Below are 13,447 nucleotides of genomic sequence, written 5' to 3'. Positions count from 1 at the left end.
GGCCGACGTCACTGTGATGAACATTGGCCGTATCTTTCGCCGCCATATGCCAATCGTCATCGTCACAAACTGATGATCTCCATAGCATGGCCGATGATCTCGCAACGGAAAGAACGCGCCGCTTCGTTGGTTCCCGCTTCCATGATTCGCGGCGGCACAGCACAGGGGAGTGGAACCGCGAAATGCAGATGAAATCCGCCGAGCAGGTGAACGGAGGCCGTTTCGCGTTCGGCGACAACTGGCTCGAGTATCTCAACCTGGTGGACGAGCCGCGAGTCGCGCAGGCTCAGGAGTCGCTGACCCGGGCGCTGGGAGTCGGCGATCTCAGCGGTCGTTCGTTCCTCGACATCGGCTGCGGAAGCGGCCTGTTCTCGCTCGCCGCCCACCGGCTCGGCGCGAGGGTCCGCTCCTTCGACTACGACCCCCAGTCGGTCGCCGCCACGGCGGAGCTGCGGCGGAGGTTCGCGCCGGACAGTGACTGGCAGGTGGAACAGGGCTCGATTCTCGACAACGCCTACATCAGCGGTCTCGGCCCCCACGACATCGTGTATTCGTGGGGGGTTCTGCACCACACCGGCGCGATGTGGCAGGCCATCGGCGCCACCTCGGCGCTGGTCGCGCCGGGTGGGCTGATGTTCATCGCCATCTACAACGATCAAGGCCTGGCGAGCCGGCTGTGGTGGCGGGTGAAACAGCGCTATGTGCGTTCGGACCCGATCGGACGGCGTGCGCTCGTGCTGGCCAGTGGCGTGTACCTCGACTCTCGGGGGGTTGTGGCCAGGGCCGTGAAACGGGTGTGCGGTCATCCGGTGCCGGCTGCCCGGGACCGGGGGATGTCCGCTCGCCATGACCTCGTCGACTGGGTCGGGGGTTTCCCGTTCGAGGTGGCCACGCCCGAGCAGATCTTCGCCTTTATCCGGGAGCGCGACTTCGAGTTGCGCTTCCTGAAGACCTGCCAGGGTGGTTTCGGCTGCAACGAATTCGTCTTCGTCCGTTCGGCCGCCGCGTCCGGTGCGCCGCGCGCATGAGCACTCCGTTATCCGCTGCCGAGTGTGGCGCTGGGGCCCGGATTCGCCCGCCGGACGGGCGGGCGAATCGCCGGTGGCATGTGGAATACAGCAGACGACTTTGCGACAGCGGTGGTAGGCCGCCCCTGAAGGGCGCTGTTCGCGCTTTCGCGGCGCGAGCGCCGGCCTGTGCGCCCACCGGGGCCCGGCCGGGCAGTCCGGTCGCCGAACTCGGCCGCGAGACGAGCGTGGTCTCGCGGCCACTCACGTCCATCACGTGTAGCGGGTGGACTCCAGCAGCCAGTCCAGGTGTGCGCGCGGCGCGGCCAGGTAGGCGCAGGCGACCTTGCTCACGTCCCTGGCCGCCTTGGGCGCCAGCGCGTCGAGCGGCAGCCGCCTGACGGCCCGCTGCATGTCGTGGCAGCGCTCGGCGATCCGGTCGAGCACCCAGGCGGTGGCCTGGCGCTCGTCCAGGCGGAGCTGGTGCGAGGCGACCACCACCAGGTTGTGCGTGTCGCCGCGCTCCTTCGGCCTGGACGCCACGTCGTTGCACCAGGCGTTGACGTCGTTGCACGCGTCGACCAGCGCCTGCCACGGCTCGCTCTGGTGCAGCCACGGCGGGACCTCCACCCGCAGGCACGGCTCCACCAGGTCGTACAGGTAGGGGCCGACCGTCGCCCTGCGCAGCGACGGGTACTCGGCCAGCGACGGCACCCGGCCCGCCGCCCGGTTCTCCGCCTCCGTGCGGCAGGCGTCGTGCTGGCGCTTCAGGTTCACCGCGAAGCGGGCCCGCCACTGGTCGCTCATCCGCGCGGACGTCACCCGCCACAGGTCGGCGAACGCCGCCTCCAGCGGATGGTCCGAGGCGCCCTCCAGCAGGCCCTGGAACACGCTCAGCGGGCACGACCCCTCATCGAGCTCGTCGTCCAGGTGGAACAGCCAGGTCAGCCACTGCGCGAACAGGGCTGCGGCGGCGGCGTCGAACTCGGCGAACGCCCGCCCGGCCATCCGGTGGAAGCCGACGCCCGGATCGGCGTTCAGCCCCGTGCGGCGCGCCCAGTCGATGACGGCCGCCTCGATCGCGTAGACGGACGGATGCATGCGGCACGTCGTCGCCATCGCGGGCACCCGCTCGGTGAGCGGCAGCAGCGCCTCCGCCGGGCTGCCGCCCCTGCGCGGCGCCGGCAGCAGCGGCTTCCAGCCGAGCACCGACCGCAGCGCCGACCTCACGGTGGCGATCACGTCGGTGCTCACAGCGGACCGAAGAGCCAGTTGCCGGCGGCGTTCGGGTCGTCGCAGGCGTAGAACTGCCAGGCGGCCAGGACCAGCTCGTCGCGGGTGAGCGCGCCCCTGCCGCTGCGGTCGAGCCGGTCGAACGCCTCGTCCACGTCGTCGTAGGCGGTGCCGAACGCGCTCAGCAGGGTACGGAACTCGCCCGGCCCGATCAGGCCGTCGCCGTCGTGGTCGCAGAGCTCGGCCACTGTCACGGTGGCGGGCTTGAACACCGGCTCGTACCGGTCGCCCTTGACGAACGCGGACGTCATCGCGATCCGGAAGTCCTCCCGCGAGAACCGGGCGTCGGCGTCGCGGTCGAGCGCGGCGGTCAGGGTGGCCCAGATGCCGTCGAAGCTGTCGACCAGGCCGCTGCCGGCCCTCGAGGTCGGGGACTCCCCGAATCCCACCAGGATGCGGGCGCCCAGCCCCAGCAGGTCTTCACGCTCGACCACGCCGTTGCCGCTGGCGTCGATGTGGTCGAAGGCTCGATCGAGCTTGTGATTGAGCAGGTCGATAGCCACCAATGCCTCCCCCGAGACTGACTGAGTGATCACATTAGGTCCGGCCGGACGCTTTGTCAGCGAGGCTCGCACCGGCACCCGTCGTAACCTGTGCGAAACACGGACACGGCATCCTGATAGGAGACCAGCACTGTCACCACTAGGGGATGCTTTGGACCGCCAGCAGGAGTTCGTGCTCCGCACGCTCGAGGAACGCGACATCCGGTTCATCCGGCTCTGGTTCACGGACGTGCTGGGTTTCCTCAAGTCGGTGGCGATCGCCCCCGCCGAACTCGAGGGCGCCTTCGCCGAGGGCATCGGCTTCGACGGCTCGGCCATCGAGGGCTTCGCCCGCGTCTACGAGGCCGACATGCTGGCCAAGCCCGACCCGTCGACGTTCCAGATCCTGCCGTGGCGCAGCGAGACCCCTGGGGCCGCGCGCATCTTCTGCGACATCCTGATGCCCGACGGGTCGCCGTCGCACGCCGACCCGCGCTGGGTGCTCAAGCGCACGCTCGCCAAGTGCGCCGACATGGGCTTCACCTTCTACACCCACCCCGAGATCGAGTTCTTCCTGCTGAAGAACCGCCCCGAGCCCGGGGAGCGGCCCGAGCCGATCGACTCCGGCGGCTACTTCGACCACACGCCGCACAGCTCCGGCCACGACTTCCGCCGCCAGGCGATCATGATGCTGGAGTCGATGGGCATCTCGGTCGAGTTCAGCCACCACGAGGGCGCGCCCGGCCAGCAGGAGATCGACCTGCGCTACGCCGACGCGCTCACCACCGCCGACAACATCATGACCTTCCGGCTCGTGATGAAGGAGGTGGCGCTGGAGCAGGGCATCTGGGCGTCCTTCATGCCCAAGCCCTTCACCGAGCACCCGGGCTCGGGCATGCACACGCACATGTCGCTGTTCGAGGGCGACAGGAACGCCTTCTACGAGGCCGGAGCCGACTACCAGCTGTCCAAGATCGGCCGCTCGTTCATCGCGGGGCTGCTCAGGCACGCCGCCGAGATCACGGCCATCACCAACCAGTGGGTGAACTCCTACAAGCGGCTGTGGGGCGGCGCCGAGGCCATCGCGGGCCAGGGCGGCGAGGCCCCCTCGTACATCTGCTGGGGCCACAACAACCGCTCGGCCCTGGTGCGGGTGCCGATGTACAAGCCGCACAAGGGCGGCTCGACGCGCATCGAGTTCCGCTCCCTCGACTCGGCCTGCAACCCGTACCTGGCCTTCGCGCTGATCCTCGCGGCGGGGCTGAAGGGCATCGAGGAGGGCTACGAGCTCCCGCCGGCGGCCGAGGACAACGTCTGGACGTTGACCAGCGCGGAACGCCGAGCCCTCGGCATCCGCCCGCTGCCGCAGTCGCTGGACGAGGCGATCGGCGTCATGGAGCAGAGCGAGCTCGCGGCCGAGACGCTGGGGGAGCAGGTCTTCGACTTCTTCCTGCGCAACAAGCGTTCGGAGTGGCGCGAGTACCGCCGCCAGGTGACGGAGTTCGAGCTGGGCCGCTACCTCCCGGTTCTCTGACGTTCCGACCTGTCCGGCCCCTCACCGGGTCGTGGTGATCCGCCTCACCTTGCCCTCGCTGGGTGACGTGATCAATGTCACTTCTGCGCGTTAGTAACGTGCACGCAAAGTGCGGCCCATATCGTACGGAGATGCCGGGCGCGCCGCCCGGCTGCGGCGCCTTGCGGGGCCGGGTCCGCCGGGCCGAGAACGGCACGGGCGGGCCGGGCGCGAGCGACGCTGCCACACCGGACGGCGGCGGGAAGTTTCGGCCCTATTGGTGGCGTTATGTCTGCGGGCGTGGCACCGAACCGGCACCCCCTGGGCGCTGCCGTTCCCGCATGTCCGGTAAAATCGGGCTGTTTTTTATCTAGATTTTCGGACTTCTCGCCTCATGTGGCGATATGGGAGGGTGTGGCATGACGACGGCTGCCCTGCAGACCGTGTTGACCGTTCCCGAGCGCTTCCGTGGCCCTGCCGGGGTCGCCAACGGCGGCTGGATAGCCGGCACCATGGCCGACGCGCTCAACGGCAACCGATCACCGGTCGAGGTCACGCTGCACGCGCCCACCCCCCTGGAAACCGAGTTGTGCCTGGAGCACGTCGGCAACACGGTCACCCTGTCCGACGGCGAGAGGCTGCTCGTCGAGGCGTTCCCGGTGGCCGAGGACCTGACGGCCCCCGACTTCGTCCCGTTCACCGACGCCGCCCGCGCAGAGAGCGGGTTCCCTGGCTGGCAGGGCCACGCCTTCCCCGAGTGCTTCGCCTGCGGGCTGCGCGAGCCCGGCGACGGCCTGCGCGTCTTCCCGGGCCCGGTCGAGGGCACCGACCTGGTGGCCGCCGGGTGGCGGGTGCCGTTCACGGTGGCCGACGAGGACGGTGTCCCCGCCTCGATCGTGGGCGCGGCGCTCGACTGCATCACCGGCTGGGCGCACTTCAAGCCCGGCGAGTCGGCCCTGCTCGGACGGCTGGCCGTGCAGATCCACGGGCGCGTCTACCCGGGCGGCGCCTACTCCGTGGTGGCCCGCGCCACCGGCCGTGAGGGCCGCAAGCTGTTCGGCGAGAGCGCCATCTACGACCTCAACGGCACCCTGGTGGCCGCGGCCCGTGCCACCTGGATCGCTGCACGCTGACCCGCTCACGCACGGACGGCCCCTCGCGCTCCCACCGGGAGAACGAGGGGCCGTCCGCCTTCCCGGACCAGCCGATGTCGCCGGGACGAGTCGCGCTGATCAGCGCGCCGAGGTGAGCCTCTCGGCCACGAGGGACGCGCAGCGTTCGGCGAAGAGGATCGTGTAGTGGTTGCAGTCGGGGACCAGTTCGTCGGCCAGGTGCGGAAGCCGGGCCGTCCACTCGGCGGCCAGGGCGTCGGGCAGCATGCCGACGTTCTGGTCGAGCAGCCCGCGCGGGGCCCTGAGCAGGGAGAGCGGGGACTTGATCGAGGCCAGCGCGGCCCCGATCCTGCCGGACTCGACGAGCAGCCAGCGGCCGTCCTCGCGCACCGCCTCCCCGGCCGCGCGTGAGCGCAGCGCGCCGTCCGGCCCGGTCAGGTCGTACCGGACGTACGCCTCGACGTCGTCGCTCCAGGCGTTCGCGAAGGCCGGGTGCGCCTTGAAGAAGGCGACGTACTCCTCGGGAGTGGCGAACGTCTGGGCGAGCCGGGCCAGGGCGGGGCCCAGCGTGGCCGCCAGCACCTCGTCGGGGTCCGCGCTGGCGGGCAGCGGCATGGGCAGGCCGCCGTCGACCAGCACGACCCGGGCGAAGTCCCGCTCGGCCGCGGCCAGCGCCGCGACGTACGCGCCCATGGAGTGCCCGGTCAACACCGCCTCGGACCCGGCGCCCACGTGGTCGGCGACGCGCAGGACGTCCTCGGCGTGCCTGGGCAGCCCGTACGGGCCGGGCAGCGCGGCACTGTGCCCCCGGCCGGCCAGGTCCATCGCGACCAGCGACCACCCGTCGGGCAGCCGCCGCGCCACAGCGGCCCAGGCCATCAGGGAGGCGGAGATCCCGTGGACCGCGATGATCACCCGTGGCCCGGCGCCGAAGGTGGCGATCCGCAGGCCGTCGACATCCTCAACTCTCATAGCCGGAGCTTACGGACACACCTTCAGATAGGGCACCCCCGTGACGTAGCCGCGCCACTCGGCGGGGCTCAGCGGGCGTCCGCTCTTCCAGTCCCAGACGCCCAGCGCGAAGTCCGATGCGCCGTCGTCGACGGCCCGCATCCCGGCGGCCGGCTTCGAGCCGTCCGGGCTGAACGTCAGGAAACTCGTCTCGAAGGACTCCAGTTCGCCGCCGGGCACCAGCTCCGCCGCCGCGCGCCGCGAGCCGGTGTCCACGACCGTGATGCCTGCGAGGCCGCCGGCGGCCGCCAGCCGCCCGTCCGGGCTCAGGTGCTGGGGTCCCCGTCGAGCAGCGCTTCCATGGGCGGTTTGATGCGCATTTTCGGGCGAAAGTTCCGGATAATTACGCTCATGCGAATTACCGTGATCGAGCACGAGGCCGGGGCCGGGCCGGGGTACCTCGAGCGCTGGCTGGCGCCGTCCTGCGAGGTCGTCCGGCCGTATCTGGGTGAGCCGGTGCCCTCGCGCGCGGCCGACGGGCTGATCGTCCTCGGTGGCGAGGCGGCCGCGTGGGAGGACGAGCGCTGCCCCTGGCTGCCCGCCACCCGCGACCTGCTGCGCAGGTCCGTCGAGGAGGGCACGCCCACGCTCGCCATCTGCCTGGGGGCGCAGCTGCTGACGATGGCCCTCGGCGGCGCCGTCGGGCGGGGCGCCGACGGGCTGGAGGTCGGCGCCTGCGAGGTGGTCGCGCTGCCCGCAGCCGCCTCCGACCGGCTCTTCTCGGACGTCGGGACGGCGGTGGCCGTCCAGTTCCACCAGGACGTGATGACGCGGCTGCCGGAGGGCGCGGTGCCGCTGATGACCGGCTCCCCGTACCCGAACCAGGGCTACCGCCTGGGGGAGACCGCGTGGGCGGTGCAGTTCCATCCCGAGGCGACGCCGGAGATCTTCACGTCCTGGGCCGATGACTCGGGCCTGGAGACGGCCGAGGAGCTCATCGCGGCGGTCAAGAGCGCTGAGACCACGCTCGTCGCCACCTGGAGCCCGGTGGTGGAGGCGTTCGGCGAGGTCGTCAAAGCGGCCGCGCGGTAGGAGGGCCTGACGGCCCGTCAGGCGGGGTGCTTGGGGCGGTGGCGTCTGGGGGTGGCCAGGATGCGGGCGAGGGCGTGGACGGCGCCCGTCACGAGGGGGAAGGCTGCCAGGGACGCCAGGGTCGTCGGGCCCGTCCTGGTGGGGACGCCTGCCGCCTTGAGCCGCCGCCAGGCCCACACCGAGAACGGGATCACCACCACCGGGGCCGTCAGGACGCCGGGCGTGTAGCCCCGCCACACGGCGGCCTGTGCCAGGTGGACGGCGCCGTGCACCCCGAACGCCGCCAGCACCGACTGGAAGAGCGGGCTGCGCCCGCCACTGCGCGCCCCCAGCGCCGACGCCCCCGCCATCACCCCGGCCATCAGCCCCAGCGCCACGTTCACCTGCTTCTGCGACAGTTCGAACCGCTCCCACGGCACCGTCGGATACCGCTGCTCCAGCCGCGGCCGGGCGGTGCGCGTCCACCGTGCCATGGTCGCCAGTTCCTCCGCGTCGTGCACGGCCCAGGCCGCGAGCAACCCCCACGTCACCGTCGCCGGAACCTTCTCCATCGTCAGCCTCCCACAGAAAAAGCAACGCAACGTTGCGTTTTAATCTTCGGTATATCCCCGGAGGGCTGTCAAGATGGAGGGGTGCCAAGGATCGAGTCCACCGCCGCACGGCTGGCCAAGCTCGGCTTCGCCGACGGCGCGCGTGCGGCGCACCTGGTGCGCCAGTCAGGGGTGGAGCTTGACGACCTCCTCGAAGGACTGGTGGACGTGGCCGATCCCGACCTGGCGCTGGCCTCGCTGACCCGGCTGGCCGAGCGCGACCCCGGAGTCCCCGCCCTGCTGCGCGCCGACGAGCGGCTGAACGCCAGGCTGCTCGCCGTGCTCGGCGTGAGCGACACCCTGGGCGAGCACCTGGTGCGCCATCCCGGCCAGGTCGGCCTGCTGGCCGTCCCCGAGCTCGGGGAGGCGCGCGCCGAGCTGCTGCGCGCGGTCGGCGCGGACCCCGCCGCGGCGGAGCCCCGGGCGCAGGCGCCCGACGCCCTCGTGGCCCTGCGCATCGCCTACCGCGGACGGCTGCTGCACCTGGCGGCGCGCGACCTCAACGGCGAGGCGACGCTCGGGGAGGTCACCTCGGAGCTGTCCGACCTCGCGGGCGCCGCGCTGGAGGCGGCGCTCGCCATCGCACGGGCCGAGACCGGCTCCGACGACGTCCGGCTCGCGGTGATCGGCATGGGCAAGTGCGGCGCGCGCGAGCTGAACTACATCAGCGACGTGGACGTGATCTTCGTCGCCGAGCCGCGCGACGGCGCCGACGAGACCAAGGCGCTGCGCGCCGCCACCCGGCTCGCCCAGGCCATGATGCGCGCCTGCTCGACCGCCACCTCCGAGGGCTCGCTGTGGGAGGTCGACGCCGGGCTGCGTCCGGAGGGGCGGTCGGGCCCGCTGGTCCGGACCCTGGCCAGCCACCTGGCCTACTACCGGCGCTGGGCCAAGACCTGGGAGTTCCAGGCGCTGCTGAAGGCCCGTCCGGTGGCGGGCGACATGGAGCTGGGCGCGGCCTACGTCGAGGCGGTCAACGAGCTGGTCTGGTCGGCCGCCACCAGGGAGAACTTCGTCGAGGACGTCCAGGCCATGCGCCGCCGCGTGGAGGCGCACGTGCGCGCCGAGGGAGAGCGGCAGATCAAGCTGGGCCCCGGCGGGCTGCGCGACATCGAGTTCGCGGTGCAGCTGCTCCAGCTCGTGCACGGCCGGCTGGACCCGCTGCTGCGCCGCCGGGCCACGCTGCCCGCGCTGGCGGCGCTCTCGCGCGGTGGCTACGTGGGCCGCGACGACTCTCGCGGTATGGCCGAGGCGTACGCGTTCCTGCGGAAGGTCGAGCACCTGCTCCAGCTGCACCGGCTGCGCCGTACCCACGTCCTGCCGTCCGGCGCCGACGACCTGCGCAGGCTCGGACGGGCGCTCGGCATGCACACCGACCCCGTGGGGGAGTTCACCGCCCGCTGGCGGCGGCACGCCATGGAGGCGCGGCGGCTGCACGAGAAGCTGTTCTACCGGCCGCTGCTGCAGGCGGTGGCCAGGCTTCCCGACACCGAGGCGCGGCTGTCCACCACGGCGGCGGTGGCCAGGCTGCAGGCGCTCGGTTACGTCGATCCCAACGGCGCGCTGCGCCACCTCGCGGCGCTGACGACCGGCGTGTCCAGGCGGGCCGCGATCCAGCGGACCCTGCTGCCCGTCATGCTCGGCTGGTTCGCCGACACGCCCGACCCCGACGCCGGGCTGCTCGGCTTCCGCCAGGTCAGCGACAAGCTCGGGGCCACGCCCTGGTACCTGCGGCTGCTGCGCGACGAGACGGCGGTGGCGGCGCGGATGGCCCGCGTCCTCGGCTCCAGCCGTTACGCCACCGGGCTGCTCATGCACGCCCCCGAGGCGGTCGCCCTGCTGGGCTCCGACGAGGACCTCGCGGCGCGCTCGGCCGAGTCGCTGCGCGGGGAGGCGTCGGCGGCGGTGTCGCGGCACGGCGGCGACGCGGAGACGGCGGTCGCGTCCGTGCGCGCGCTGCGCAGGCGTGAGCTGTTCCGCATCGCCGTCGCCGACATTTCCGGACTTGTCGATATAGAGCGGGTCGGGGTGGCGCTGTCGTCGCTGAACGACATCACGATCCAGGCGGCGCTGGACGCCGCGGCGAGCAAGGTCCGTGCCGAGCTGGGCGCCGACCTGCCGACCCGGTTCGCGGTGATCGCCATGGGGCGGCTGGGCGGCCTGGAGTCGTCCTACGCCAGCGACGCGGACGTCATGTTCGTCCACTCGCCCGAGCCCGGCGCCGCGGAGGACGACGCCACCCGGGCCGCGTTCGCGATCGCCAACGAGCTGAGGCGGCTGCTCTCCCTGCCCGCGCCCGATCCGCCGCTGCTCATCGACCCGGACCTGCGTCCCGAGGGCCGCCAAGGGCCGCTCGTGCGCACCCTGGCCTCCTACCGCGCCTACTACGCGCGCTGGTCGTCGCCGTGGGAGTCGCAGGCGCTCCTGCGGGCCCGTTTCTCGGCCGGAGACCCCGAGCTGGGCAGCGCCTTCGTGTCGATGATCGACGAGCTCCGGTACCCTGCGGCCGGGCTGCCCGACGACTCCGTCCGCGAGATCAGGCGGCTGAAGGCCCGCATGGAGGCCGAGCGCCTGCCCAGAGGCGCCGACCCCGCCCTGCACACCAAGCTCGGCCCCGGCGGCCTGTCCGACGTGGAGTGGGTGGCGCAGCTCCTGCAGCTGCGCTTCGCGGGCTCCGTCACGTCGCTGCGCACCACCCGCACCCTGGACGCGCTGCGCGCGGCGGAGCGCGAGGGCCTGCTCGCGGCGCCCGACGAGGTGGTGCTGGGGGAGGCGTGGCGCTTCGTCTCCCGCATCAGAGACGCGATCATGCTGGTGAAGGGCCGCCCCGGCGACAGCGTCCCGGGGGTCGCCAGGGAACGCCGGCTGATCGCCCAGACGCTCGGCTACCCGCTCGACGGCTCCGAAGACTTCCTCGACGACTACCGCCGCGTCACCCGGCGCGCCCGCCAGGTGGTGGACCGGGTCTTCTACGGCTCCTGACCCGCCGGGCGTTGCGGCGGGCGGGCCGGCGGGTGTATCAAGGCGCGGGGTGATCAATGGTGTTATCCGTCTACGTCGACCTCGCGCTCGGCCTGGTGATCTCGTTCCTGCTGCTCTCGCTGCTGGTCAGCGGGGTGAACGAGGCGGTCGTCTGGCTGCTGTCGATCCGTAGCAAGTTCCTGTGGGCGTACCTGCGCGACACCATGGACGGTGCCGACGCCAAGGGCAGGTCGTGGCTGCCGGCCACCGTGCGGGAGGTGTTCACGGCGCTGCCGTTCGCCCGCGACCCGCGTCCCGCGCACAGCGACCAGCCCGCCCCGGTCGAGGCGGAGGTGCCCGCGCACGAGAACAAGGCCGAGGACGCCATGACGAACCTGCTCTACCAGCGGGTCCGCGAGATCGACCACCCCAAGACCGGCCGCACCAGCATCGCGAACCTGCCCCCCGGCCGGTTCGCCGGCGCCGTGATGGAGATGGCGGCCGGTGAGGACGGCGGGGTCGAGGCCCTGCTGGAGAAGCTCAAGGCGATGAAGAGCCCCCTCTACGGCCACCTCAAGGGTGCCTGGGAGGCCGCGCAACGCGACCTGGACCGCTTCAGGCAGGGCGTCGAGAGCTGGTTCGACGGCGAGATGCAGCGCCTGTCGATGCTCTACAAGAGGTACGTGAAGTGGGTCGTCGCCGTGCTCGGCCTGTTCGTCACGCTGCTGTTCACGATGGACGGCCTGGAGTATGGCAAGACGCTGCTGCTGGACAACGCGTTCAGGGCGTCCGTCACCGCCGTGGCCGGATCGGGGCCCGACGCGTACAACGAGCTCAAGGAGCGCTGCGAGCAGAGCGACCCGGTCGCCTGCATGACCGACACGCTCAGCCAGCCCGCCCTGGTCAGGATGTTCGACCACGCGCTGGTCAGCGTGACGATCCCGGCCGACGGCGACCCGAGCGTCCACTGGAACGGCGGCCTCTGGTGGAGCCGCGTCACCACGCTCAGCCACTGGCCCGGCTACCTGTTGACGTACGTGGCGCTGCTGTTCGGCGCGCCGTTCTGGTGGGACCTGTTCCGGCGCATCACCGGGATCAAGTCCCGGCGCTGAGGAGCTTCAGGCGCTCATCGCGTAGAGCACGTCGCGCAGCGACTGCTCGCGTCCGCGCAGCCAAACCAGCCGCAGCGCCAGGCTGGGTGCGTCGGAGTCCAGTCGCACCAGCGCACCCGACTCCACGTCGGAGCCCAGCGCGAAGTCCGGCAGCAGCGAGCGGCCCAGGCCCTGCCTGGCCCACTCGCGGGCGGTGGACAGGCTGGTCAGCTCCCTGCGCGGGACGTCCGCGCCGAACGTCTGCTCCACCGCCATCCTGATCGAGCACTCGGGCGTGGTCACCAGCAGGGGGCTGTCGGCACAGCCGGGGGCCGCGACCAGGGACAGGGCGACCTCGTCCACGTCCAGGAAGGCCAGGTCGGGAGGCGGCGTGAAGCCGAGCGCGCCGACGCGGGCGCCGGCGTCGAGCAGCAGGGCCGCGTCCAGCGTGCCGTCCGCCACCTCGGCCAGCAGCTCCCGCCTCTGCAGCGTGCGGACGTCGACGTCGAGGTCGGGACGGCGCTCCGACAGGCGGCGCAGCACGCCGGGCAGCCGGGTCGCTGCCAGGGTCTCCAGCGCGCCCAGCGTGACGCGCCGCTGCTCACCGGTGACGGCCCGCCGCACCTCGTCCGCGTGGTCGAGCAGGCCCTGCGCCCGGCTGAGCAGCGCCGTGCCCTGGGCGGTGAGCCGCATGCCCTGCGGGGTGCGCTCGAACAGCGTCACCCCAAGCCCGTGCTCCAGCCTGCGCACCTGCTCCGACACGGACGCGGGCGCCAGCCCGAGCACGTTCGCGGCCGCGGTGACCGTGCCAGCCCCGGCAACCGCCACAAACCCCCGCAACTGACGCAGCTCCATCCGAAGAGCATACGGCTCTCCCGAACGCCCCCTCCGGTCCGGCCTGTTGAGCGTCAGGAGGCCCGGACAGCAACCTGGCGGGCATGAACTCTCCCCGGCGGCTCCTCGGGCTCAGCCTCGCCTACTTCCTCGTGCTGCTTGACACCACCGTCCTCACCATCGCCCTGCCGGACCTGCGGGCGAGCCTCGGCGGCACGCTGGCCGGCCAGCAGTGGGCGGTGAACGCCTACACGGTCGCCTTCGCCGCGTCGCTGCTCACCGGCGGCGCGGTCGCCGACCGGTACGGCGCGGCCAGGGTGTTCAAGGCCGGGGTCGCGGCCTTCGGCCTGATCTCGCTGCTCAGCGCCGCGTCACCGCTGCTGGACGTGCTCGTGGTGCTGCGCGCGCTGCTGGGCGTGGCGGGCGCGCTCTGCCTGGGCGGCTCGCTCGGCCTGATCGCCCACCTCTACCCCGGTGCCGCCGAGCGGGCCCGCGCGACCGGCGTGTGGGCGGCGGTCACG

13 protein-coding genes are annotated in these 13,447 nt (G+C 72.1%); 7 read left to right on the top strand and 6 right to left on the bottom strand.

All coding sequences use genetic code 11. The features are described from left to right. Window positions 1-86: 86 nt before the first annotated feature. Window positions 87-1,028: a class I SAM-dependent methyltransferase gene (locus ABZ297_RS32480; RefSeq protein WP_355354133.1), complete on the top strand. Its 942-nt coding sequence runs from the start codon at window positions 87-89 to the stop codon at window positions 1,026-1,028. Between the two features lie 252 nt (window positions 1,029-1,280). On the opposite strand, the gene ABZ297_RS32475 is transcribed toward ABZ297_RS32480, so the two are convergent. Continuing rightward, window positions 1,281-2,249, bottom strand: a complete 969-nt coding sequence (locus ABZ297_RS32475; protein ID WP_355354131.1) for a terpene synthase family protein — start codon at window positions 2,247-2,249, stop codon at window positions 1,281-1,283. 8 nt (window positions 2,250-2,257) lie between these two features. Next, window positions 2,258-2,803 carry a hypothetical protein gene (locus tag ABZ297_RS32470; RefSeq protein ID WP_355354129.1) on the bottom strand — a complete coding sequence of 182 codons (546 nt, stop codon included), beginning with the start codon at window positions 2,801-2,803 and terminating at the stop codon, window positions 2,258-2,260. A 151-nt stretch (window positions 2,804-2,954) separates the two neighbouring features. Here ABZ297_RS32470 and glnA point away from each other — a divergent pair, with 151 nt between their 5' ends. Further along, entirely contained in the window at window positions 2,955-4,316 is a 1,362-nt protein-coding gene (gene glnA, locus ABZ297_RS32465) for a type I glutamate--ammonia ligase (protein ID WP_355354127.1), read from the top strand. A gap of 398 nt (window positions 4,317-4,714) precedes the next feature. Then, window positions 4,715-5,428, top strand: coding sequence for a hypothetical protein (locus ABZ297_RS32460; RefSeq protein ID WP_355354124.1), 714 nt, complete (start codon window positions 4,715-4,717; stop codon window positions 5,426-5,428). 99 nt (window positions 5,429-5,527) lie between these two features. Here the strand turns inward: ABZ297_RS32460 and ABZ297_RS32455 are convergent, their stop codons facing one another. Continuing rightward, window positions 5,528-6,379, bottom strand: a complete 852-nt coding sequence (locus ABZ297_RS32455) for an alpha/beta hydrolase (RefSeq protein ID WP_355354121.1) — start codon at window positions 6,377-6,379, stop codon at window positions 5,528-5,530. A 9-nt stretch (window positions 6,380-6,388) separates the two neighbouring features. Continuing rightward, a complete protein-coding gene (locus ABZ297_RS32450; RefSeq protein WP_355354118.1) occupies window positions 6,389-6,634 on the bottom strand; it encodes a hypothetical protein in 246 nt (81 codons plus the stop codon). Window positions 6,635-6,769: 135 nt separating this feature from the next. Between ABZ297_RS32450 and ABZ297_RS32445 the strand changes: the two genes are divergently transcribed. Continuing rightward, window positions 6,770-7,450, top strand: coding sequence for a type 1 glutamine amidotransferase (locus tag ABZ297_RS32445; protein WP_355354115.1), 681 nt, complete (start codon window positions 6,770-6,772; stop codon window positions 7,448-7,450). A gap of 17 nt (window positions 7,451-7,467) precedes the next feature. Here ABZ297_RS32445 and ABZ297_RS32440 read toward each other — a convergent pair whose 3' ends face one another. After that, entirely contained in the window at window positions 7,468-8,001 is a 534-nt protein-coding gene (locus ABZ297_RS32440) for an HXXEE domain-containing protein (RefSeq protein ID WP_355354112.1), read from the bottom strand. An 81-nt stretch (window positions 8,002-8,082) separates the two neighbouring features. Between ABZ297_RS32440 and ABZ297_RS32435 the strand changes: the two genes are divergently transcribed. Both ABZ297_RS32435 and ABZ297_RS32430 read left to right on the top strand, forming a co-directional pair. Then, window positions 8,083-11,022 (top strand): bifunctional [glutamine synthetase] adenylyltransferase/[glutamine synthetase]-adenylyl-L-tyrosine phosphorylase, encoded by a 2,940-nt coding sequence (locus tag ABZ297_RS32435; protein WP_355354109.1) that lies wholly within the window; start codon window positions 8,083-8,085, stop codon window positions 11,020-11,022. A gap of 56 nt (window positions 11,023-11,078) precedes the next feature. Beyond that, window positions 11,079-12,113: a hypothetical protein gene (locus tag ABZ297_RS32430; RefSeq protein ID WP_355354106.1), complete on the top strand. Its 1,035-nt coding sequence runs from the start codon at window positions 11,079-11,081 to the stop codon at window positions 12,111-12,113. A gap of 6 nt (window positions 12,114-12,119) precedes the next feature. Here the strand turns inward: ABZ297_RS32430 and ABZ297_RS32425 are convergent, their stop codons facing one another. Continuing rightward, on the bottom strand, window positions 12,120-12,947 hold the full coding sequence (locus ABZ297_RS32425) for a LysR family transcriptional regulator (RefSeq protein WP_355354103.1): 828 nt from the start codon (window positions 12,945-12,947) through the stop codon (window positions 12,120-12,122). Window positions 12,948-13,030: 83 nt separating this feature from the next. On the opposite strand from ABZ297_RS32425, the gene ABZ297_RS32420 reads away from it, so the two are divergent. After that, a partial coding sequence (locus ABZ297_RS32420; protein WP_355354100.1) for an MFS transporter occupies window positions 13,031-13,447 on the top strand: 417 nt, incomplete at its 3' end.

The organism is Nonomuraea sp. NPDC005983 (assembly GCF_040614375.1).
In the GTDB taxonomy this organism is placed as follows: domain Bacteria; phylum Actinomycetota; class Actinomycetes; order Streptosporangiales; family Streptosporangiaceae; genus Nonomuraea.
The sequence above is the reverse complement of the archived record's forward strand: the minus strand, read 5'-3'. Positions and strand labels throughout refer to the sequence as shown.

Coding starts and splice junctions, on each gene's coding strand:
- ABZ297_RS32480 (WP_355354133.1), top strand. CDS start 87: ATGGCCGATGATCTCGCAACGGAAAGAACGCGCCGCTTCGTTGGTTCC.
- ABZ297_RS32460 (WP_355354124.1), top strand. CDS start 4,715: ATGACGACGGCTGCCCTGCAGACCGTGTTGACCGTTCCCGAGCGCTTC.
- ABZ297_RS32455 (WP_355354121.1), bottom strand. CDS start 6,379: ATGAGAGTTGAGGATGTCGACGGCCTGCGGATCGCCACCTTCGGCGCC.
- ABZ297_RS32445 (WP_355354115.1), top strand. CDS start 6,770: ATGCGAATTACCGTGATCGAGCACGAGGCCGGGGCCGGGCCGGGGTAC.
- ABZ297_RS32440 (WP_355354112.1), bottom strand. CDS start 8,001: ATGGAGAAGGTTCCGGCGACGGTGACGTGGGGGTTGCTCGCGGCCTGG.
- ABZ297_RS32430 (WP_355354106.1), top strand. CDS start 11,079: ATGGTGTTATCCGTCTACGTCGACCTCGCGCTCGGCCTGGTGATCTCG.
- ABZ297_RS32425 (WP_355354103.1), bottom strand. CDS start 12,947: ATGGAGCTGCGTCAGTTGCGGGGGTTTGTGGCGGTTGCCGGGGCTGGC.